This window comes from Cupriavidus sp. GW823-FHT06D04, from assembly GCF_058795055.1.
Window position 1 is genome coordinate 101,965 of record NZ_JBXAHL010000009.1, and the last position, 20,480, is coordinate 122,444.

The 20,480-nt window shown below is 66.0% G+C and carries 17 protein-coding genes; 1 reads left to right on the forward strand and 16 read right to left on the reverse strand.

The window, feature by feature from the left end; all coding sequences use genetic code 11:
• Positions 1-287: 287 nt before the first annotated feature.
• The 3 genes from rluB to AC1Q7H_RS14280 all read right to left on the reverse strand — a co-directional run bounded on the left by rluB (position 288) and on the right by AC1Q7H_RS14280 (position 4,374).
• Entirely contained in the window at positions 288-2,186 is a 1,899-nt protein-coding gene (gene rluB / locus AC1Q7H_RS14270; protein WP_492379021.1) for a 23S rRNA pseudouridine(2605) synthase RluB, read from the reverse strand.
• A gap of 5 nt (positions 2,187-2,191) precedes the next feature.
• Positions 2,192-3,046, reverse strand: a complete 855-nt coding sequence (gene scpB, locus AC1Q7H_RS14275) for an SMC-Scp complex subunit ScpB (protein WP_211979866.1) — start codon at positions 3,044-3,046, stop codon at positions 2,192-2,194.
• A gap of 569 nt (positions 3,047-3,615) precedes the next feature.
• Entirely contained in the window at positions 3,616-4,374 is a 759-nt protein-coding gene (locus tag AC1Q7H_RS14280) for a sulfite exporter TauE/SafE family protein (RefSeq protein WP_013957174.1), read from the reverse strand.
• 78 nt (positions 4,375-4,452) lie between these two features.
• On the opposite strand from AC1Q7H_RS14280, the gene fnr reads away from it, so the two are divergent.
• Positions 4,453-5,178, forward strand: a complete 726-nt coding sequence (fnr, locus tag AC1Q7H_RS14285; protein ID WP_013957175.1) for a fumarate/nitrate reduction transcriptional regulator Fnr — start codon at positions 4,453-4,455, stop codon at positions 5,176-5,178.
• 61 nt (positions 5,179-5,239) lie between these two features.
• On the opposite strand, the gene AC1Q7H_RS14290 is transcribed toward fnr, so the two are convergent.
• The 13 genes from AC1Q7H_RS14290 to AC1Q7H_RS14350 all read right to left on the reverse strand — a co-directional run bounded on the left by AC1Q7H_RS14290 (position 5,240) and on the right by AC1Q7H_RS14350 (position 20,373).
• On the reverse strand, positions 5,240-5,485 hold the full coding sequence (locus AC1Q7H_RS14290; protein ID WP_013957176.1) for a hypothetical protein: 246 nt from the start codon (positions 5,483-5,485) through the stop codon (positions 5,240-5,242).
• On the reverse strand, positions 5,482-5,691 hold the full coding sequence (locus tag AC1Q7H_RS14295) for a membrane protein (RefSeq protein ID WP_013957177.1): 210 nt from the start codon (positions 5,689-5,691) through the stop codon (positions 5,482-5,484). Before AC1Q7H_RS14295 ends, AC1Q7H_RS14290 begins: the two co-directional genes overlap by 4 nt.
• 44 nt (positions 5,692-5,735) lie before the next feature.
• A complete protein-coding gene (ccoG, locus tag AC1Q7H_RS14300; RefSeq protein WP_436223091.1) occupies positions 5,736-7,184 on the reverse strand; it encodes a cytochrome c oxidase accessory protein CcoG in 1,449 nt (482 codons plus the stop codon).
• A gap of 73 nt (positions 7,185-7,257) precedes the next feature.
• Positions 7,258-8,175 carry a cytochrome-c oxidase, cbb3-type subunit III gene (gene ccoP, locus AC1Q7H_RS14305; RefSeq protein ID WP_211979868.1) on the reverse strand — a complete coding sequence of 306 codons (918 nt, stop codon included), beginning with the start codon at positions 8,173-8,175 and terminating at the stop codon, positions 7,258-7,260.
• 2 nt (positions 8,176-8,177) lie between these two features.
• Positions 8,178-8,342 (reverse strand): cbb3-type cytochrome oxidase subunit 3, encoded by a 165-nt coding sequence (locus tag AC1Q7H_RS14310; protein WP_013957180.1) that lies wholly within the window; start codon positions 8,340-8,342, stop codon positions 8,178-8,180.
• A gap of 3 nt (positions 8,343-8,345) precedes the next feature.
• Positions 8,346-9,008 (reverse strand): cytochrome-c oxidase, cbb3-type subunit II, encoded by a 663-nt coding sequence (ccoO, locus tag AC1Q7H_RS14315; protein WP_013957181.1) that lies wholly within the window; start codon positions 9,006-9,008, stop codon positions 8,346-8,348.
• An 18-nt stretch (positions 9,009-9,026) separates the two neighbouring features.
• On the reverse strand, positions 9,027-10,475 hold the full coding sequence (gene ccoN, locus AC1Q7H_RS14320) for a cytochrome-c oxidase, cbb3-type subunit I (protein WP_013957182.1): 1,449 nt from the start codon (positions 10,473-10,475) through the stop codon (positions 9,027-9,029).
• Positions 10,476-10,630: 155 nt separating this feature from the next.
• Positions 10,631-10,777: a cbb3-type cytochrome oxidase assembly protein CcoS gene (gene ccoS, locus AC1Q7H_RS14325; RefSeq protein ID WP_010809469.1), complete on the reverse strand. Its 147-nt coding sequence runs from the start codon at positions 10,775-10,777 to the stop codon at positions 10,631-10,633.
• A gap of 3 nt (positions 10,778-10,780) precedes the next feature.
• Positions 10,781-13,351, reverse strand: a complete 2,571-nt coding sequence (locus AC1Q7H_RS14330) for a heavy metal translocating P-type ATPase (RefSeq protein ID WP_153953622.1) — start codon at positions 13,349-13,351, stop codon at positions 10,781-10,783.
• Positions 13,352-13,456: 105 nt separating this feature from the next.
• Complete coding sequence (gene zapE, locus AC1Q7H_RS14335; protein WP_013957184.1) at positions 13,457-14,554, reverse strand: cell division protein ZapE; 1,098 nt, start codon at positions 14,552-14,554, stop codon at positions 13,457-13,459.
• Positions 14,555-14,644: 90 nt separating this feature from the next.
• A complete protein-coding gene (gene lpdA / locus AC1Q7H_RS14340; RefSeq protein WP_492381402.1) occupies positions 14,645-16,069 on the reverse strand; it encodes a dihydrolipoyl dehydrogenase in 1,425 nt (474 codons plus the stop codon).
• A gap of 102 nt (positions 16,070-16,171) precedes the next feature.
• The gene (gene odhB / locus AC1Q7H_RS14345) at positions 16,172-17,431 is read right to left on the reverse strand and encodes a 2-oxoglutarate dehydrogenase complex dihydrolipoyllysine-residue succinyltransferase (protein WP_013957186.1); all 1,260 of its coding nucleotides are present in this window, start codon (positions 17,429-17,431) and stop codon (positions 16,172-16,174) included.
• 89 nt (positions 17,432-17,520) lie between these two features.
• The gene (locus AC1Q7H_RS14350) at positions 17,521-20,373 is read right to left on the reverse strand and encodes a 2-oxoglutarate dehydrogenase E1 component (protein WP_013957187.1); all 2,853 of its coding nucleotides are present in this window, start codon (positions 20,371-20,373) and stop codon (positions 17,521-17,523) included.
• Positions 20,374-20,480: the final 107 nt, after the last annotated feature.

Below are 20,480 nucleotides of genomic sequence, written 5' to 3' on the forward strand. Positions count from 1 at the left end.
ATGGCCATCAACACCGTGGCAGGCAAACCCGCCGGTGCCGTCCGGGACGACCCTGCTGCAGCCCTGCCTGTCCGCCATCCCCCCGCTCCAGCGGAGAGAACCGAAAAACGGGCGAACCAAAAAAAAATGGGCGCAATGCCCATCATTCGCCCATCCTCGACGAGGATGGCTTTTTGAATAGACTTGAATTATACGCGGATTATGTCGAAAAGGCAAAAGCCAGACATTTCCGCGCACTGAACCCGGCGCCGGCGGGCATTCAGCCCGCCATGCGCCGCAATCAGCGCTTATCGGTTGCCGCCGCGGTTGCCACCACGGTTGCCGCCGCCACCGCCACTGCCTCCGCGCGGGGAACGGTTACCGCCCGGTTTCGACGCCTTCGGCATCACATTGCCGTTGGCTTCGCCACCGCCACGACGCGGCTTGCCCTGACCCTGGCCGCCCAGACCGCCCTGGCCACCCTGACCGCGCATGCCACCCATGCCGCCCATGCCGGCGCCACCGCGCCCCTGGCGTGCGCCAGTGCCGCGCCCGCCACCCAGGTTGGCCGCGTGCGAGGTCAGCAACGTGGGCCCGTGGCTGATATAGCCCATCGAGGTCTTCATCGGATCCGGCTGGCTGCTGCGGCCGCCGCCACCGCCCCGGGCACCGCCCTGGTCGAAGCGCGGCAGGCCATCCATACCCGTGGGCATCGGCATGCCGGCAATCGCGGCTTCGGTGCGCTGCTTGCGCCCGCCCACCTTGGTAGCGCCCTTGGGGGCCTGCTCGCCCTTGCCGGGCACCTTCAGGCCGACACCGGCCATCAGCGCCTTGACGTCATTGGGCTCGACTTCCTGCCAGCGGCCGCGCTTGAGGCCGCGCGGCAGCAGGAACTGGCCGTAGCGGGTGCGGATCAGGCGCGACACGGTCAGCCCGACCGCCTCGAACATGCGGCGCACTTCACGGTTGCGGCCCTCGGTCAGGGCCACGTGGTACCACTGGTTGACACCTTCGCCACCGCCGTCGGCAATGCGCAGGAAGTTGGCTTCGCCGTCATCGAGCTTGATGCCGTGCAGCAGGCGCTGACGGTCGGCCTCGGCCAGCTCGCCCAGCGTGCGCACCGCGTACTCGCGCTCCACGCCGTAGCGCGGGTGCATGAAGCGGTTGGCAATGTCACCCGACGTGGTGAAGATCAGCAGACCTTCGGTATTGAAGTCCAGGCGGCCCACCGCGACCCACTTGCCGCTCTTGATGCGCGGCAGGCTGTCGAACACGGTCGGACGGCCTTCCGGATCGGACTGGCTGACGATCTCGCCGGCGGGCTTGTGGTACAGCAGCACGCGCGGCGGCTTGGTCGACACCTTGCGGTGGATCAGCTTGCCGTTCACGCGGACCTGGTCCGCCGGCAGGATGCGCTGGCCGATATGGGCCGGCAGGCCGTTGACCGAAACGCGGCCCTGCAGGATCAGTTCTTCCATCTCGCGGCGCGAGCCCAGCCCGCCCTCGGCCAGCACCTTGTGCAGCTTGGGCGCGTCGTCGTCAGCCGACAGCTCGCGCACCGGCTTGGCCTTGGTGCGCGGGATGACGGTGTCTTCAGTGTCGTACTGCTCGGAGATCACGAAGCGGAACAGGTCTTCGCTGCTCGCCGCGGTCTTGTCCCCGCCGCCCTGGCCCTTGCGGGGCGCCTGCGGCTTGCCGCCATCCTTGCGGCGGCCCTGCTGCCGCGCGCCGGCGCCCTGCGCCTCGCCCGGCGCCGCCGCCTTGCCTGAGCGCTGGACCGGCTTGCGCTTGCGGCCGGGCTGCTCGGGCTTGTCGGTGCCTTCGGCCCTGGCCGCGCGGTCCACCTTGTCTGCCTTGCTGGTGCCCTGGCCGCCCTGGCTGCCCTGGCCGCCCTCGCCCTGCCCCGTCTTGCGCTTGCCGCGGCCGCGCTGGCCACCGCGCGCGCCGCCCGCCGCCTGGGCGGCGCCCGCTTCACCGGCATCGGCCTGGCCGCCGGCGCTGGCGCCTTCGGCGCCCTCGCCGCGGTCCTGCGTTGCCTGGCGGCGCGATGCGACCAGGTTCCTCAGCCCGCGGCGCAGCCCCTTGCGGCGGGGCGCGGCTTCGCTGCCCGATCCGGGTTCTGCGGCGCCGGTGTCGGCGGGTGCGCCCGCATTGCGGGTGTCTTGCTCAACGGAATCAGACAAGATATTCACTATCGGATGTTGCATGTTGTTCAGTTCGGCACGCGCTCGTCGTGCTCGCTCGGGTGCGGCGGGGTGCCGTTGTCCGGCAAATCGCCCCGCGCCCCGTCCGGATTGGGTGCGGCTGGTTCGGTGGAAGCGGCCTCGGCGGCATCGTCGGCTGCAGCTTGCAGCGGTTGCACGTCAAAGCCATTGGCGCCTTGGTCGACCGGGTCGGTCGTCTCGGCTTCGTTCGCGACGGATGCTTCGGCCACATCCGCTGCCTGCGCGGCGGGGTCGGCAAATGCTTCCTCGTCGGCACTGGCTGCCTTGTTTGCAGCCAGATCTTCAAAATTGATGGCCTGTTGTTCCAGCAGGGTTGCCTGCGCCTGCGCCTGGGCGTCTTCCAGCGGCGGCAGCTCATCCAGCGTACGCAGCCCAAGATCGTCCAGGAATGCCTTGGTCGTCGCATACAGCGCCGGCCTGCCCGGCACGTCGCGGTGTCCGATCACCTCGATCCAGCTGCGGTCCTCAAGCTTCTTGACCACTTCCGTGCTGACCGTTACGCCGCGGATTTCCTCGATATCGCCGCGGGTCACCGGCTGCCGGTAGGCAATGATCGCCAGTGTTTCCATCACGGCGCGCGAATATTTTGGCGGCTTTTCGGGATTCAGCCGATCGAGGTATTCACGCATTTCCGGCCGGCTCTGGAAGCGCCAGCCGCTGGCCAGGGCCACCAGTTCCACGCCGCGCGGCCGCCAGTCCTGGCGCAGTTCCTCAAGCAGCACGCGGATGGTGTCTGCGCCGACGTCGTCGTCAAACAGCCGCCGCAGGTCATTGACGCGCAACGGTTCCTGCGCGCAGATCAGCGCCGTCTCGAGGACGATCTTCGCCTCTTGGGTATTCATGTTGATGGTGTGCAGCCTGTCTTTGCACCTGCTCCCGGACGGATCCGGGGCATCGGAGATTTTGGATACAGCGGTACGAAAGCCACCGCCATCTCATTGCGCAGCTAGCCGGATACCTGCTGCATCCAAGCCGTGCACTTCCCTATCTTTGCATCGAGTTGCCGGGTCGTTCCGGCAGGAGATCGTTCGCGTGCCGTTATGGATCGGCCAGCAAACCTCTTGCGTAGCGCGCCCGCACATATCGGACGTCGCTGTCAGCGAACTGAAGGCCTCGGACGCAAGAAAAACGGGTATCGGGAGCAAGGCCGGCATCGCCAACACCGCAGTGCCAGCCGGACTTTTGAACCAGATCTTTTGAACCGGATGGACTGCGGGGACGGGACGGGCATCGAAAACCTTCCGCTTCCCCTGCCCTGAACGCGCCTTCTGGTAGGAAGGCCGCCTGGCGCTGCTCGCCCGCTGCTTACCGCGGCTCATTCTATGCCGCGCGATACCGCAATGTTGGCGATTGTATGGCATTCCCGCCCCCGCCTGCAACCATCATCCGTTGCCCGGGCGGCGCCGGCGCCTCAGAACACCAGGCAGAATCCATGCTCGGCCAGCGAATGTGGCAGCAGCACCGCTCGCGCAATGCCAAGGGCGCCGAACGCCATCACCGCCAGGCCGGCCCCCAGGCGCACGCCGGGACGTCGCGACAGCGTACGCAAGTAGCCCGCGAGGCCGGACAGCACCAGCAGATTAGGCAATGTGCCGAGCCCGAACACGCCCATCACGAGTGCGCCGGACGCCGCGTTGCCCGCCAGCAGCGCCAGCGTAAGCGCCCCATAGACCATGCCGCACGGCACCAGCCCCCACGCCAGGCCCACGCCATAACGCCGCGCCAGTCCGCTTCGCGCCCGCACAAACGCCGGCATGGCGCCTGCCAGGCCACCCAGCCGCCGCGCCACCGTTGCGCCGGCGCGCGCCGCCAGCCGCTCCAGCCAGTCGACGGTAAAAGTGTTGCCGCGCAGCAACCGCCAGCCCGACCACAGCAGCATGACGCTGCCCGCGCCGAACAGCCAGCGCTGCACCGGCAGGTAATCCTGCTTCCATGCCGAGGCACCGAGCGCGCCTAGCGCGGCACCAAGAAGCATATAGGTCGAGATCCGGCCCAAGTGCATAGTCAGCAACTCGGCCAGCCAGGCGGCGCGGCTGGGCACCAGACTGATCGTCACCGTCGCGCCGCGGCGTTGTTCCACGGCCAGCGCCACGCCGCCGCACATGGCAGCGCAGTGGACTCCGCCCAGCAAAGCCAGCAGAAAAACGCTGATCAGCACGCCAAATGTCAATTCTTACTCCCTACCGCATCACATCGCACGGTAAAATGTCCTAATCGCGCCCTCGCTGCCATTTCTAGCAGGTTCCAATTGCTCACCTCCATTCCCATTACCGAGATGTCGCCCCGCTGCTCCACCTGTGCAATGGGGCAGCTGTGCCTTCCGGTCGGCATGTCGCAGCAAGACCTCGCCAAGATGGACACGCTGGTACAGGAACGCATCCGCGTGCACAAGGGTGAAACCTTGTATCGCATGGGCGATCCGCTCACCGCGGTCTACGCCGTGCGCTTTGGCACGCTCAAGACCCACGTCACCACTGAAGACGGCCGCTCGCAGATTACCGGCTTCCACCTGCCCGGCGAAATCGTCGGTCTCGACGGGCTGGGCGAGATGCAGCATGCCTCCGATGCCGCCGCCCTGGAAGATACCGAAGTCTGCGTGGTCCGCATGAGCGAACTGCAGTCCCTCTCGGTCGACCTGCCATCGCTGCAGCAGCAGTTCCTGCGCCTGATGGGCAAGGAAATCACGCACGACCAGCTGATGCTGGTCACGCTGGGCTCGATGCGCGCCGAGGAACGCCTTGCCGCCTTCCTGATCAACCTCTCTGAGCGCCTGTCGGCGCGCGGCTATTCGGCGTCCGAGTTCGTGATGCGCATGAGCCGCGAAGAAATCGGCAGCTACCTGGGCCTGAAGCTCGAAACCGTCAGCCGCCTGTTCTCTCGCTTTGCCGAAGCCGGCCTGATCCAGATTCGCCAGCGCCACGTCAAGCTGGTGGACATCGACGGCATCAAGCAACTCTACAGCCGCTCCTGCTAAGCGGCCAAGCGCTGCCAGTGCCGCATCCGGCCATGGCAGCGCAGACCTCACGCCAGTCCGCTCATTCCAGTTCGTCGGTATCGCTGAGCCGCGTCGGCATGGTGTAGAGCGTCAGTCCGCTGGACAACGCGCAGAACACCCAGGCCATCAGGAAGCCGATGGTGTAGACCGATTCGCGGGACGCTTCGATCGGCTGGCCGAAGAAGTTCAGGTCACCGGGATCCACCACCGAAAACACCGTCGCGGTCGCAAAGCCAGCCATCAGGAACGCCGGCCAGAGTACCCACATCAGCCAGCGCAACCTCATGGCTGCCTCGCTGCGGCAGCCTTGGGCGGCGCGGCATCGGCCTTCTCCACCACCAGGCCATGGCGCGTTGCACCCTGCACCGGCATGTCCGGATGCGTGGACGCCAGCCAGATCGTCACGCCGCACGCCACCATCGCCACCAGCGGGCCGCTCATCAATAGCCACGGCCACGGCTCCTTCCACCACGGATTGCCTTGCTGACTCATCTTGCCCCCTTCATCTTGACGACTAAGTCCGCGTCTGCCTAGCTTCACAAATCGCGCGGCACGATGAAACTGGTGGATTGCCGGATTTCGGCCTGCCCCCGCTCCGTGCCTTCGCTCGTCACTGTCACGTTGATCTTGTGCGTGCCCCGCGCCGCGGCCTCGATCGGCACGCGGATCCGGATCGGCAGCAACCGGTTGGACGTCGGCGCCAACGATTCGGCCTGCTTGTCGTACTCCACCTTCAGGTTCTTCAGCTCGTCGCTGTCGGCGCGCACGCTGATCTTCATCGGCGCTTCGGTGGTGTTGATCAGCTGCAGGCGATAGACGTTCTCGATCCAGCGGCCTTCCACTTCACGGCCGAGCGCACCACGGTCGCGGATGATGTCGACCTTCAGCGGCGTGCGCAGCGCGATCGACGCCATGAAGCCGCCCAGCAGCACCACCCAGATCACGGAATAGATGATGACGCGCGGACGCAGCAGGCGCTTGCGCGATGCCGCTGCGGACAAGGCCTTGCGCATCGCGTTTTCCGAGGTATACCGGATCAGGCCGCGCGGATAGTCCATCTTGTCCATGACCTGGTTGCAGGCGTCGATGCAGGCGCCGCAGCCGATGCACTCGTACTGCAGGCCGTCGCGGATATCGATGCCTGTCGGGCACACCTGTACGCAGATGCTGCAGTTGACGCAGTCGCCAAGCCCCGCCTTGTAGTGATCGGTCTTGCGCGACCGGCTGCCGCGCGGCTCGCCGCGGCCGACGTCGTAGGTCACGACATAGGTATCGCGATCCACCATCACGCTCTGGAAGCGCGCATACGGGCACATGTACTTGCACACCTGCTCGCGCATGAAGCCCGCATTGCCCCAGGTGGCGAACGCGTAAAACAGCATCCAGAACGACTGCCACGGCCCCAGCGACAGGCTGAGCACCTCGCCGCCCAGACCGCGGATCGGCGCGAAATAGCCGATGAAGGTAAAGCCGGTCCAGAGCGCAATCAGCACCCACAGGAAGTGCTTGGTCGCCTTGAGACGGAACTTGCGCAGGCTCCACGGATCGCCATCGAGCCGGATGCGGGCGATGCGGTCGCCTTCGACCCGCCGCTCGATCCACATGAAGATCTCGGTATAGACCGTCTGCGGACAGGCATAGCCGCAGAACAGCCGCCCCGCGATCGCCGTGAACAGGAACAGCGCCAGCGCCGAGATCACCAGCAGCACCGCCAGGTAGATCACATCCTGTGGCCACAGCACCAGCCCGAAGATGTAGAACTTGCGCGCGCCAAGGTCGAACAGCACGGCCTGGCGGCCGTTCCATTGGAGCCAGGGCGTGCCGTAGTAGATCAGCTGGGTCAGGATCACCAGCCAGACCCGCCAGCTGGAGAAGGCGCCCGTCACCGAGCGCGGGTAGATTTTGCGGCGGACCTCGTAGAGCGTTTCGTCAGAGGTCTCGCCCGGCGCAGCGGCCGACCGTTGCAGGTCGGCCGCCCGGGCCATTTCTTCGGTCCCGGGTGCATTCATGGGCATGCTCTCCCGCGAGCCACCAGCGCCCGCTCACATGAGTCGTCGGTCATTGCCCGGCTCCACTCCCGATGTTGGACAAACCCCAGATATAGGCCGTCAGCATCCGGATGCGTTCAGGCGTCAGGATCTCCTCATGCGCGGGCATTTTGTTGTTGTGGCCCTTCAGGATGGCGTCGACGATGCTGCCTTCCGAGCTGCCATACAGCCAGACGTTGTCCGACAGGTTGGGCGCACCGAGCGCCTGGTTGCCCTTGCCGCCGGCGCCGTGGCATGCCACGCAGGTCGTCTTGAAGGTGCCCTCGCCACGCGAAGCACGGATCGGGTCCGACGACAGCCCCGACAGCGAGCGCACGTATTGCGCCACGTCGCCCGCCTGCTTGGCGTCGATGGTCGCGGCAAACGGCGGCATCACGCCATTGCGGCCCTTGGTGATGGTCTGCTGGATGGTGTCGGGTTCGCCGCCATAGAGCCAGTCGTTGTCCGTCAGGTTCGGGAAGCCGCGGCTGCCGCGCGCGTCCGAACCATGGCACTGTGCGCAGTAGTTCAGGAACAGGCGCTGGCCGATCTCGCGCGCCTGCGGATCCGCCGCCACCTGCTTGACGTCCATCTTCAGGTACTTGGCGTAGATCTCGTTCTGCATCTTCTCCTGCGCCGCGCGGTGCGCGGCAAGTTCGCCCTGCGTGGAGAACTTCAGCACGCCGGCATACGAACCCAGCCCCGGGTACAGCACCAGGTAGGCCAGGCTGAAGATGCAGGCCAGCAGGAACATCCACATCCACCAGCGCGGCAGCGGGTTGTTCAGCTCGCGCAGGTCACCGTCCCAGACATGGCCGGTGTCTTCAGTGCCGCCGGCGGTCTTGGTGACCTTGCGTTGCGAGAACAGCAGCCACACGCACCAGACGATGCCGACGAGCGCGATGGCGGCAATGTAATAACTCCAGAATTCGGAAATGAAATCGCTCATGGCTAGGTGTTCCGGCTCGATGTTGTCGTAGTTTCGTCAGGCAGCGCGAACGGCAGCATGGCGGATTCCCGGTTGGCGGCCTGCCGGCCGGCGGACCAGGCCCACCAGCAGATCCCCAGGAAGACGACCATCGACACGACGGTCGCAAAGGCAGTGATCATGGCCATGGCTTACTCCTTGGGTGCCGCGGCCGCGGCGGAATCCACGCGGACGTTGCGGCGGTTGGTGCCCAGGCCTTGCAGGTAGGCAACCAGCGCATCTTCTTCGGTCTTGCCCTTGAGCTCGTCCGGTGCCTTGGCGATCTCGGCATCCGTGTACGGCACGCCCAGGCGCACCAGCGCGTGCATGCGGGCCTGGATATCGTTGGTGGGCAGCTCGGCCTTTTCCAGCCACGGGTACGATGGCATCACCGATTCCGGCACCACATCGCGCGGATTGCGCAGGTGGATACGCTGCCAGTCATCCGAGTAGCGCCCGCCCACGCGCGCCAGGTCAGGACCGGTGCGTTTGGAGCCCCACAGGAACGGGTGGTCGTAGACCGACTCGCCCGCCGTGGAGAAGTGGCCGTAGCGCTCGGTCTCGGCCTGCAGCGTGCGGACCTGCTGCGAGTGGCAGCCGACGCAGCCTTCACGGATATAGATATCGCGGCCCATCAGCCGCAGCGGCGAATACGGGGTGATGCCCGGATCCGGCTCGGTGGTGGAGTGCTGGAAGAACAGCGGCACGATCTGGACCAGACCCGCAATGCTGACCACGAGGATCGTGCAGATGATCAGCCAGCCGATGTTCTTCTCCAGCGTTTCGTGGGAAAAGAAGCGTTGTTTGTCGGACATCTTTCTATCCTGGATTGATCAGTGGGCAGAGGCAGGGATGCTGGCCGGGATCGGCGCATCCACGGCGGGCTTGCCGACGATGGTCTTGAGCACGTTGTAGGCCATCAGCAGCATGCCGGACAGGAAGCACAGGCCACCCAGCAAGCGAATCAGGTAGAACGGGTACTTGGCCTTGACCGCTTCGACGAAGGCATAGGTCAGCGTGCCGTCAGGCTGCGTGGCACGCCACATCAGGCCTTCCATCACCCCGGCGATCCACATCGAGGCGATATACAGCACCACGCCGATGGTCGCGATCCAGAAGTGCCACTCGATCAGCCGGACGCTGTACATCTGCTTCTCGCCGAACAGGCGCGGGATCAGGTAGTAGAGCGAGCCGATCGAGATCATCGCGACCCAGCCCAGCGCGCCCGAGTGCACGTGCCCGATGGTCCAGTCCGTGTAGTGCGAGAGCGCGTTGACGGTCTTGATCGACATCATCGAGCCTTCGAACGTGGCCATGCCGTAGAACGACAGCGCCACCACCAGGAACTTCAGGATGGGGTCGGTGCGCAGCTTGTGCCAGGCCCCCGACAGGGTCATGATGCCGTTGATCATGCCGCCCCACGACGGCGCCAGCAGGATCAGCGAGAACACCATGCCCAGCGACTGCGCCCAGTCCGGCAGCGCGGTGTACTGAAGGTGGTGCGGGCCGGCCCACATGTAGGTGAAGTTCAGCGCCCAGAAGTGAACGATGGACAGGCGGTAGGAGTAGATCGGGCGCTCGGCCTGCTTGGGAATGAAGTAGTACATCATCCCCAGGAAGCTGGTGGTCAGGAAGAAGCCCACGGCGTTATGGCCGTACCACCACTGGATCATCGCGTCCTGCACGCCGGCATAGGCCGAGTAGGACTTCCACAGCGACACCGGCATCTCGATGTTGTTGACGATATGCAGCAGCGCGATGGTCAGGATGTAGGCGCCGAAGAACCAGTTGGCGACGTAGATATGCCGGGTCTTGCGCTTGACGATGGTGCCGAAGAACACGATCGCGTAGGCCACCCAGACCGCGGTGATCAGCAGGTCGATCGGCCATTCCAGTTCGGCGTATTCCTTGGAGCTGGTGATCCCCAGCGGCAGCGTGATGGCGGCGGCGACGATGACCAGTTGCCAGCCCCAGAACGTGAACGCGGCCAGCGGGCCGCAGAACAGGCGCGCCTGGCAGGTGCGCTGGACCACGTAGTACGAGGTCGCGAACAGCGCGCTGCCGCCGAAGGCGAAGATCACCGCATTGGTATGCAGCGGCCGCAGCCGGCCAAACGACAGCCAGGGTGTGTTGAAGTTGAGTTCGGGCCAGATCAGCTGTGCTGCCAGCAGCACGCCGACGGCCATGCCGACGATCCCCCAGACTACCGTCATGACAGCGAACTGTCTTACGACGCCGTAATTGAAGGTGTCGACGCGTGAAGACGCGGCAGTGACATCCATTCAGACCCCCAAAGCTTAGAGAAGAGAAAAAACCTACTGACAGTGTGACTTTAGAAAAACCATGCTGCGTGTGCGTTGATCTTTATCAAGTCGCTCAGGGCATGCATGGAACCTGCGTGCGGGGCCCCGGTCGGAGGGCGCGTCGCCCGGCGGGTTCAGGGCTTGTCGTTGTCCAGCAGGATCGATTCGGCGGGCCGGTCCAGGTCGTCGTACTGCCCGGCATGTAGGGCCCACCACAGCGCGCCCGCGATGACCACGACAAGCACCAGGCTCATCGGCACCAGCAGGTAAAGCGTTTCCATCAGTCAGACTCCCTTGTGCCGCGGCTTGCCGGCGCTCAGCAGGCGCCAGGCATTGGCCACCACCAGCAACGACGACAACGACATGCCGATGCCGGCCATCCAGGCCGTGACCAGCCCCGTCGCTGCGAGCGGGATGGCCACCACGTTGTAGAAGAAGGCCCAGCCCAGGTTCTGGCGCACCACCCGGCGCGTCTGGCGCGACACCGCCAACGCGGTGGCAATCTCGGCCACGCCGCCGTGCGTCAGCACCGCGTCCGCGCCGGCCTGGGCCAGGGGCGCGCCGCTGCCGATGGCGATCGACACCTGGGCCTGCGCCAGCACCGGCGCATCGTTGATGCCATCGCCCACGGCCAGCACCACCGCCCCGCCCTGCTGCAGCCGCGCTACATAGTCGCGCTTGCCTTCCGGGGTGACCGCGCCGGCCACGCAAGCTATGCCGAAGTGCGATGCCCACCAGTGGACCGCATCGGCGTGATCGCCCGATACCAGGTGGCAGCGCACGCCCAGTTCGTGCAGCCGCGCGAGCAGCTGCGGCGTCTGCGCCCGCTCGACATCGGCCAGGACGAAGCGCGCCAGCGGGCCCGCTGGCGCGCCCAGCCACACCACGGTGGCGCCAGGATGATCTGCGTCGCTGCGCCCGGTGTCCGGCGCCTGGCCGCTGTCGGGCCCCAGCGCCGCGACAAAGTCGGCGCGGCCAAGCCGCAGGCGTCGGCCATCGACGATCGCCTCGAGGCCCTGGCCCGGGATGTTGCGCATGTCGGACACCTGGAGCGGCATGCCGGCGCTGCCCTGTGCCGCGGCCACCAGTGCGCGCGCGATCGGATGTTCACCACCGCGCTCCATCGCGGCGGCCAGTGCCAGGCATCGGACCCGGTCGGCGTCAGCCAGCGGCTCGACCGCGGCCACGGCAAAGCGGCCTTCGGTCAGCGTGCCGGTCTTGTCGAGTACCACGTCGGTGACACGCGCCAGCGTCTCCAGCGCGTGGCCGCGTGTCAGCAGCACGCCGCGGCGCGACAGCGCCGCACCGGCCGCGGCCAGTGCGGCCGGCGTGGCCAGCGACAAGGCGCACGGGCAACTGACCACCAACACTGCAATCGTCACCAGCAAGGCGCGCGACGGATCAATCCAGACGCCCCACACCAGCCCGGTCAGCGCCGCCAGCACCAGCAGCGTCGCCACGAACCAGCCTGCGACGCGGTCGGCCAGCGTGGCCAGGCGCGGCTTTTCAGCCAGCGCGCGGTCCAGCACGGCGACGATCTCGGCCAGGCGGGTGCCGGCGCCGACGCGCGTGATCCGCAGTTCGAGCGGGCTTGCCGTATTGAAGCTGCCGGCCAGCACGGTCTCGCCTGCGGCGCGGCGCACCGGGCGGCTCTCGCCGGTCAGCATGGATTCATCGAGTTCGCTCGCGCCCGCCTCCACCGCGCCATCGGCAGGAACGATCTCGCCGGCCTTGACGCGGATGAGATCGCCCGCGCGCAGGCGCGCGACCGGGACACGCTCGCCGGCGGCACCGGTGGCGGCCAGCCGCTCGCAGGTGGCCGGCAACTGGCGCGCCAGCATCTCGGCGCCGCTGCGCGAGGCCTGGCGCACGCGCAGTTCCAGGTAGCGGGCCAGCAGCAGGAAGGCGACGAACATCGTCACCGAATCGAAATACACCTCGCCCACGCCGCGCACCGTGGCCAGCGCGCTGGCGGCGAAGCCGGCGCCGATGCCAATCGCCACCGGCACGTCCATGCCCATATGGCGCTGGCGCAGGCTGCGCCAGGCACCGGCAAAGATCGGCGAGGCGGCATAGAGCACAACCGGCAGCGTCAGGGCGAAGCTGGCCCAGCGCATCAGTTGAAGCTGGCCAGGGTCGATGGTGGCCTCATGGGTGTAGATCGGCCACGCATACATCATGACCTGCATCATGCCCAGCATGGCCACGGCCATGCGCATCAGCAGCCCGCGGCGCGCGCGGCGGTCCTGCTGGTCGGTGCGCGAGACCTCAAACGGCCAGGCCATGTAGCCGATGCCGGCCAGCGCGGCCAGCAACCCCGCCACCGTCTGGGCGCCATCGCGCCAGCGCACTACCACGCGCCGCGTGGCGACATTGGCGACCGCGGACTCCACGCCCGGCTGGCGACTCAGGTGCTGTTCGATCAGCCACGCGCAGGCGGCGCAGCGGATGTTCTCGGGCGCCAGCGTGATCTCGGCGCGGCCGCCGTCAAGCGGGCGGACAAACTGGGAGCGCAGCTCAGGAGTGTCGTAGGCGGCCCAGATCGGCTCGGCCTCGCGCCGGGCGTCGTCGTCGATGGGGCGGGCGAAGCGGGCTTCATCCCCATACAGGTGGGCAAAGCCGGCCGCATGGAGGGTCTGCGCCAGTGCCTGGCAACCGCCGCAGCAGAACACCCGGCGGCTGCCGTCCAGCTCGGCGGCAAGCGGCTCGGTATCCGTGACAGGCAGGCCGCAATGGAAGCAGGCCAGCCGCGCACCGGCGCCGGACGCACCCGGGCCCGCGGCGTCACGGAGCGCGGCCGGCGGGTACGGTGCCAGCAAGCTGGCAGAAGGACTGGTGACTGGGGGCGACGACATGGGGACCTTTTTCTACCCAATGGAGGGTATATGCGGGTCCTCGAATCGACCTTGATATAGGTCAATGCGGCCCGGCTATTGTCGCGCCGGGCCGGAAAACAACGCTCAGGTGAGCGTGGTATCCATGGTGCGGCGCTCGGATTCCAGGTATTCGCGCGATTGCATCTCGATGATGCGCGATACGGTCCGATGGAACTCATTGGCCATCTGGCCTTCGGTGTAGAGTTCGTCCGCGGGCACTTCCGCCGACATCAGCAGCTTGACCTTGTGGTCGTAGAAGACATCGATCAGCCAGGTGAAGCGGCGTGCCTCGGACGACATGCGCGGCGTCATGCGCGGCACGTCGGACAGGATCACGGTATGGAACTGGGACGCCAGTTCCAGGTAGTCGTTCTGCGAGCGCGGGCCGCCGCACAGCGTGGCAAAGTCGAACCACACCACGCCGTTGGCCTTGCGCAGCGCACGCAGCTCGCGGTGCTCGATATGCAGCAGCGGCGACTCGTCGGCCACGCCAGCGATCGAGGTGAAGGCGTCGCGCAGCGCGGAACTCGCCTTGGCGCCGAGCGGCGTGTGGTACGCCTGCACCTGCTCCAGCGCGCGCTTGCGATAGTCGATGCCAGCGTCGACGTTGAGCACGTCGAGCTTCTGCTGCAGCAGCGCGATGGCCGGCAGCACGCGGTCTCGGTGCAGGCCATCCGGATACAGCAGGTCCGGGCGGTAGTTGGAAGTCATCACGAACTGCACGCCGTTCTCGAACATCTGCTGCAGCAGGCGATGCAGGATCATCGCGTCGGCGACGTCGCTGACGTGGAACTCATCGAAGCAGATCAGCCGGAAGCGGCGCGCGATGCGTTTGGCCAGCTCATCCAGCGGATCGGGACGGCCGCGCAGCTCTTCGAGCTGGCGATGAACCTCGCGCATGAACTCGTGGAAATGCAGCCGAGTCTTGCGCACCACCGGCACGCAGGTATAGAAGCTGTCCATCAGGAAGGACTTGCCGCGCCCCACCCCACCCCACAAGTAGACGCCCTTGGGCACGTCGGGACGGACCAGCAGCTTCTTCAGGGCATTGTTGCGGCGGCTCTTGTAGGCCACCCATTCGTCGTAGCACTGCTGCAGCCGGGCCACGGCGCGCAATTGCGCTTCGTCGGACTGGTAGCCGCGCTCCTTCAGTTCCTTCTCGTAGTACTCGGTGACGTTCATGCTGACGGGTTCCTGCGGCACGGGCCGCAAGTGAAAACGGCGCGCCGCGGATGCGGCGCGCCGGTACTCAGGCAATGCGAAGCATGCGCCTTACATATTAAGCTGACGCTTGTCGACGGCCAGCGCGGCTTCGCGCATGACTTCCGACATCGACGGGTGCGGATGGCAGACGCGGCCGATATCCTCGCTGGCGGCCTTGAACTCCATCGCCACCACGGCTTCGGCGATCAGGTCCGAGGCGTTGGCGGCGACGATGTGCACGCCCAGGATCTCATCGGTCTTGGCGTCGGCCAGCATCTTGACGAAGCCGTCGGCGTGGCCCATGCCCAGCGCACGGCCGTTGGCCATGAACGGGAACTGGCCGGCCTTGTACTCGCGGCCTTCGGCCTTGAGCTGGGCTTCGGTCTTGCCTACCCATGCGATTTCCGGGAAGGTGTAGATCACCCACGGAACGCAGTTGTAGTCGATGTGCGGCTTCTGGCCGGCGATGCGCTCGGCCACGGCCACGCCTTCGTCCTCGGCCTTGTGCGCCAGCATCGGGCCGCGCACCACGTCGCCGATGGCCCACAGGCCCGGCACCTTGGTGGCGCAGTGGTCGTCCACCTCGATGAAGCCGCGCTGGTCCGCGGCCAGGCGGACGGCGTCCAGGCCCAGGTTGTCGGTATTGGGCACGCGGCCGACCGACACGATCAGGCGATCGACTTCCAGGGTCTGGGCCTTGCCGTCTTTGTCGGTGTACTTGACGGTCACGCCGTTCTTGCTGGTCGTCACTTCGTTGACGTTCACGCCGAGGCTGAACTTCAGGCCCTGCTTGGTCAGCTGCTTCTGCGCCTCCTTGGCCACGCCTTCGTCGGCGGCGCCCAGGAATGCGGGCAGCGCTTCCAGCACGGTCACATCGGAACCCAGGCGGCGCCACACCGAGCCCAGCTCCAGGCCGATCACGCCGGCGCCGATCACGCCCAGCTTCTTCGGCACTGCGGGGAACTTGAGCGCGCCCTCGTTATCGCTGACCAGGTCGTTGTCGACCTTGATGCCCGGCAGGTGGCGAGCCTTCGAGCCAGTGGCGATGATGACCTGCTTGGCGGTCACGACTTCACCGGCAACGTCGACCTGGAAGCCTTCGGCGGTCTTGCCGACGAACTTGCCGTAGCCCTTGAGCAGCGTCACCTTGTTCTTGCGGAACAGGAACTCGATGCCCTTGGTCATCTTGCCGACGATGTCGTCCTTGCGCTTGAGCATCTTGGCCACGTCGACCTTGACGTCGCCCACGGTGATGCCGTGGTCGCCCAGGTGGTGCTGGACGTTCTCGAACTCTTCCGAGGAAGCCAGCAGCGCCTTGGAGGGGATGCAGCCCACGTTCAGGCAGGTGCCGCCCAGGCGGGCTTCGCCCTTGGGATCGTCATACGGATTGCCTTCGCAGCAGGCCACGTTCAGGCCCAGCTGGCCGGCACGGATGGCGGCAATGTAGCCGCCGGGGCCGGCGCCGATCACCAGCACGTCGAATTGTTTGCTCATGGGAATTCCTTTGTGGGCGCCGGCGACAGCTTGTGCCGGCGCGCCTTCATCACGGGGGAAGCGCGCCCCGCGCACGGCAGACGTGCGCGGGGGGACCGTTTTTTACAGGTCCAGCAGCAGGCGGGCCGGATCTTCCAGCGCGTCCTTCATGGCGACCAGGCCCAGGACAGCTTCACGGCCGTCGATGATGCGGTGGTCATACGACATCGCCAGGTAGTTCATCGGGCGGATCACGATCTGGCCGTCTTCCACCACCGGGCGGTCCTTGGTGGCGTGCACGCCCAGGATGGCCGATTGCGGCGGGTTGATGATCGGGGTCGACAGCATCGAGCCGAACACGCCGCCGTTGGAGATCGAGAACGTACCGCCGGTCAGTTCTTCCAGCGACAGCTTGCCGTCACGGGCCTTGACGCCGAACTCGGCAATCTTCTTCTCGATGTCGGCCAGGCTCATCTGGTCGGCATTGCGCAGGATGGGCACCACCAGGCCGCGCGGCGAGCCCACCGCGATGCCGATGTCGAAGTAGCCGTGGTAGACGATGTCGTTGCCGTCGATCGAAGCGTTGATCAGCGGGAACTTTTTCAGCGCGTGCACCGCGGCCTTGACGAAGAACGACATGAAGCCCAGCTTGACGCCGTGTTCCTTCTCGAAGCGGTCCTTGTACTTGTTGCGCAGGTCCATCACCGGCTTCATGTTCACTTCATTGAAGGTGGTGAGGATGGCGTTGGTCGATTGCGATTGCAGCAGGCGCTCGGCGATACGGGCGCGCAGGCGGCTCATCGGCACACGCTCTTCCGGGCGGTCGCCCAGCGCGGCGAAGTCAACCGGGGCCGAAACCTGCTGCAGCGCCGGCTTGGCGGCGGCCGGAGCCGGAGCAGCCTTGGCGGCCGGGGCGGCCGGAGCAGCAGCAGCGGCCAGCGCGTCACCCTTGGTGATGCGGCCGTCCTTGCCGGTGCCGGCAACCTGGCCAGCCGACAGGCCGGCTTCTGCCATCAGCTTGGCAGCCGACGGCATCGCCACACCACCTGCGGCTGCCGGAGCGGCGGCAGCAGCGGCCGGTGCCGGGGCAGCGGCGGCAGGTGCCGGAGCGGCAGCAGCCGGTGCGGCGGCGCCAGCGGTGGCTTCGGTGTCGATCTTCGCGATGATCTCATCGGCCACGACGGTGTCGCCGTCGTTCTTGACGATAATCGACAGGACGCCTGCCGACGGGGCCGGCACTTCCAGCACGACCTTGTCGGTTTCGATCTCGATCAGGATTTCGTCCTGTGCAACAGCCTCGCCCGGCTTCTTCTTCCAGTTGAGCATGGTCGCTTCGGCGACCGATTCGGAGAGCTGCGGAACCTTGACGTCAACGATAGCCATGGTTGTGAATTCCTCGTGTTATGCGTGTTGTCTTTATGCTGGCTATGCCACGGCGGCCGTCTGCGCGCGCCGCCGTGGCTGCCGCTTGATTACTTGGTCAGAACAAAGCCCTTGAGCTTGGCGAAGGCAGCATCCAGCAGCGCCTTCTGTTGCTCGTTGTGCTTTGCGTAGTAGCCCACTGCCGGCGAAGCCGAAGCGGGACGACCGGCATAACCGAGCTTCTGGCCATCCGTCATGTTTTCCATGATGTAGTGCTGCACGAAGAACCAGGCACCCTGGTTCTGCGGCTCGTCCTGGCACCACACGATTTCGGTGGCGTTCGGATACTTCTTGAGCTCTGCTGCCACGGCCTTGTGCGGGAACGGATACAGCTGTTCCAGGCGGATGACCGCCGTATCGTTGGCCTCGCGTTCCTTGCGCGTGTTGACCAGGTCGTAGTAGACCTTGCCCGAGCACATGATGACGCGCTTGACCTTGCTGGCGTTGAGCTCTTCGTGGTCAGGGATGACCGTCTCGAAGTGGCCCTTGGCCAGGTCCGACAGCGGCGACACGGCGTCCTTGTTACGCAGCAGCGACTTCGGCGTCATGATCACCAGCGGCTTGCGGAACAGACGGATCATCTGGCGGCGCAGCAGGTGGAAGATCTGGGCCGGCGTGGTCGGCTGGCAGACCTGCATGTTGTGGTCCGCGCAAAGCTGCAGGAAGCGCTCGATACGGGCCGAGCTGTGTTCCGGGCCCTGGCCTTCGTAGCCGTGCGGCAGCATCAGGGTCAGGCCCGAGGCACGGCCCCACTTCACTTCACCCGACGAGATGAACTGGTCGATCACCACCTGGGCGCCGTTGACGAAGTCGCCGAACTGGGCTTCCCAGATCACCAGCGCGTTCGGTTCGGCGGCCGAGTAGCCGTATTCGAAGCCGAGCACGGCTTCTTCGGACAGCACCGAGTCGATCACCGTGAACGGTGCCTGGTTTTCCGACACGTTCTGCAGCGGCACATAGCTGCCGGCATCCCAGCGCTCGCGGGCCTGGTCGTGCAGCACGGCGTGGCGGTGGGTGAAGGTGCCGCGGCCGGCGTCCTGACCGGTGATGCGCACGGGATAGCCCGACGACACCAGCGAGGCGAAGGCCAGGTGCTCACCCATGCCCCAGTCCAGCGGCTGGTCGCCGCGGCCCATGTTGGCGCGGTCCTTGACGACCTTTTCCACCAGCGGGTGCAGCTTCAGCGTCTCAGGCGTGGTGGTGATGCGTTCGGCCAGGCGCTTCAGTTCGGTCACCGGCACGGCAGTGTCGGCGGCGTCGGTCCACTTGCGGTTCAGGAACGGCATCCAGTCCACGGCGAACTTGTTCTTGAAGTTCGACAGGACAGGGTCGGCGGTGTGCTTGCCGGCGTCCATCGCGGCGCGGTATTCCTTGACCTTCTCGTCGCCGAACTCGGCCGGGACCAGGTTCTGCGCGGCCAGCTTGTCGGCGTACAGCCTGCGCGTGCCGGGGTGCTGGGCGATCTTCTTGTACATCAGCGGCTGCGTGACCGCCGGGGTGTCCTGCTCGTTGTGGCCCAGCTTGCGGAAGCAGATGATGTCGACCACGACATCCTTCTTGAACTCCATGCGGAAGTCCACGGCCAGCTGCATGGCGTACACCACGGCTTCGGGATCGTCGCCGTTCACGTGCAGCACCGGGGCCTCGATCATCTTGACCACGTCCGTGCAGTACAGCGTCGAACGCGCGTCGCGCGGGTCGGAGGTGGTGAAGCCGATCTGGTTGTTGATGACGATGTGCATCGAGCCGCCCGTGCCGTAGCCGCGGGTCTGCGCGAGGTTCAGCGTCTCCATCACCACGCCCTGGCCGGCAAAGGCCGCGTCGCCGTGCACCTGCACCGGCAGCACTTCCTTGTGGCCGACTTCGCCGCGGCGTTCCTGGCGGGCCTTGGCCGAGCCTTCGACCACCGGGTTGACGATTTCGAGGTGCGACGGGTTGAACGCCAGCGACAGGTGGACCGGGCCGCCTTCGGTCGAGACATCGCTCGAGAAGCCCTTGTGGTACTTGACGTCACCGGCCGGCAGGTCGTCGACGTGCTTGCCTTCGAATTCGGCGAACAGGTCGGCGGGCATCTTGCCCAGGGTGTTGACCAGCACGTTTAGGCGGCCGCGGTGGGCCATACCGATCACGATTTCCTGCACGCCCTTGCTGCCGGCGTGCTGGATCAGCTCGTCCATGGCGGCGATGAAGCTTTCGCCGCCTTCGAGCGAGAAGCGCTTCTGGCCGACGTACTTGGTGTGCAGGAAGCGCTCCAGGCCTTCAGCCGCGGTCAGGCGGTCCAGGATGTGCTTCTTCTTTTCCAGCGTGAACACCGGCTTGGAACGCGTGGTTTCCAGGCGCTCCTGCCACCAGCGCTTCTGCGCCTGGTCGCTCACGTACATGAATTCGAAACCGATGGTGCCGCAGTAGGTTTCGCGCAGGTTGTTGAGCAGCTCGCGCAGGCTCATCGACTCCTTGCCAAAGTAGGTGTTGCTGGCATTGAAGACGATGTCGAGGTCGGCTTCGGAGAAACCGTAGAACGCCGGGTCCAGATCCGGCAGGGGCGGACGCTCCTGGCGCTTGAGCGGATCCAGGTCGGCCCAGTGCGAACCGATGTTGCGGTAGGCGGCGATCAGCTGGGTGGCAGCGACGCGCTTGCGGCCCATGTCGGAATCGGCCGAGGCAACGATGGTCTTGATGGGGCCTTGCTTGGCGCGCTCGGCGAACGAGGCAACGATGGGGGCGTGGGGGATATCCCGGGCGCTAGTGCCGTCGACCGCAGGAACATTCTGCATGGCGTCGAAATACGCGCGCCAATTGTCGGGAACCGAGGCGGGGTTCTGGAGGTAGGCTTCGTACAGTTCTTCGACATACGGGGCGTTACCGCCGAAGAGGTACGAGTTGCTCTGGTACTGCTGCATCATGGGACGCTCACTATTCTCCGGGAATGCCGGAGTTCAGCGGGTTATTCAACCTTCCGCGACACGGCTTGACCGGTTAGCGGATCGCAAACAACTCTTGGGAGCCCAAC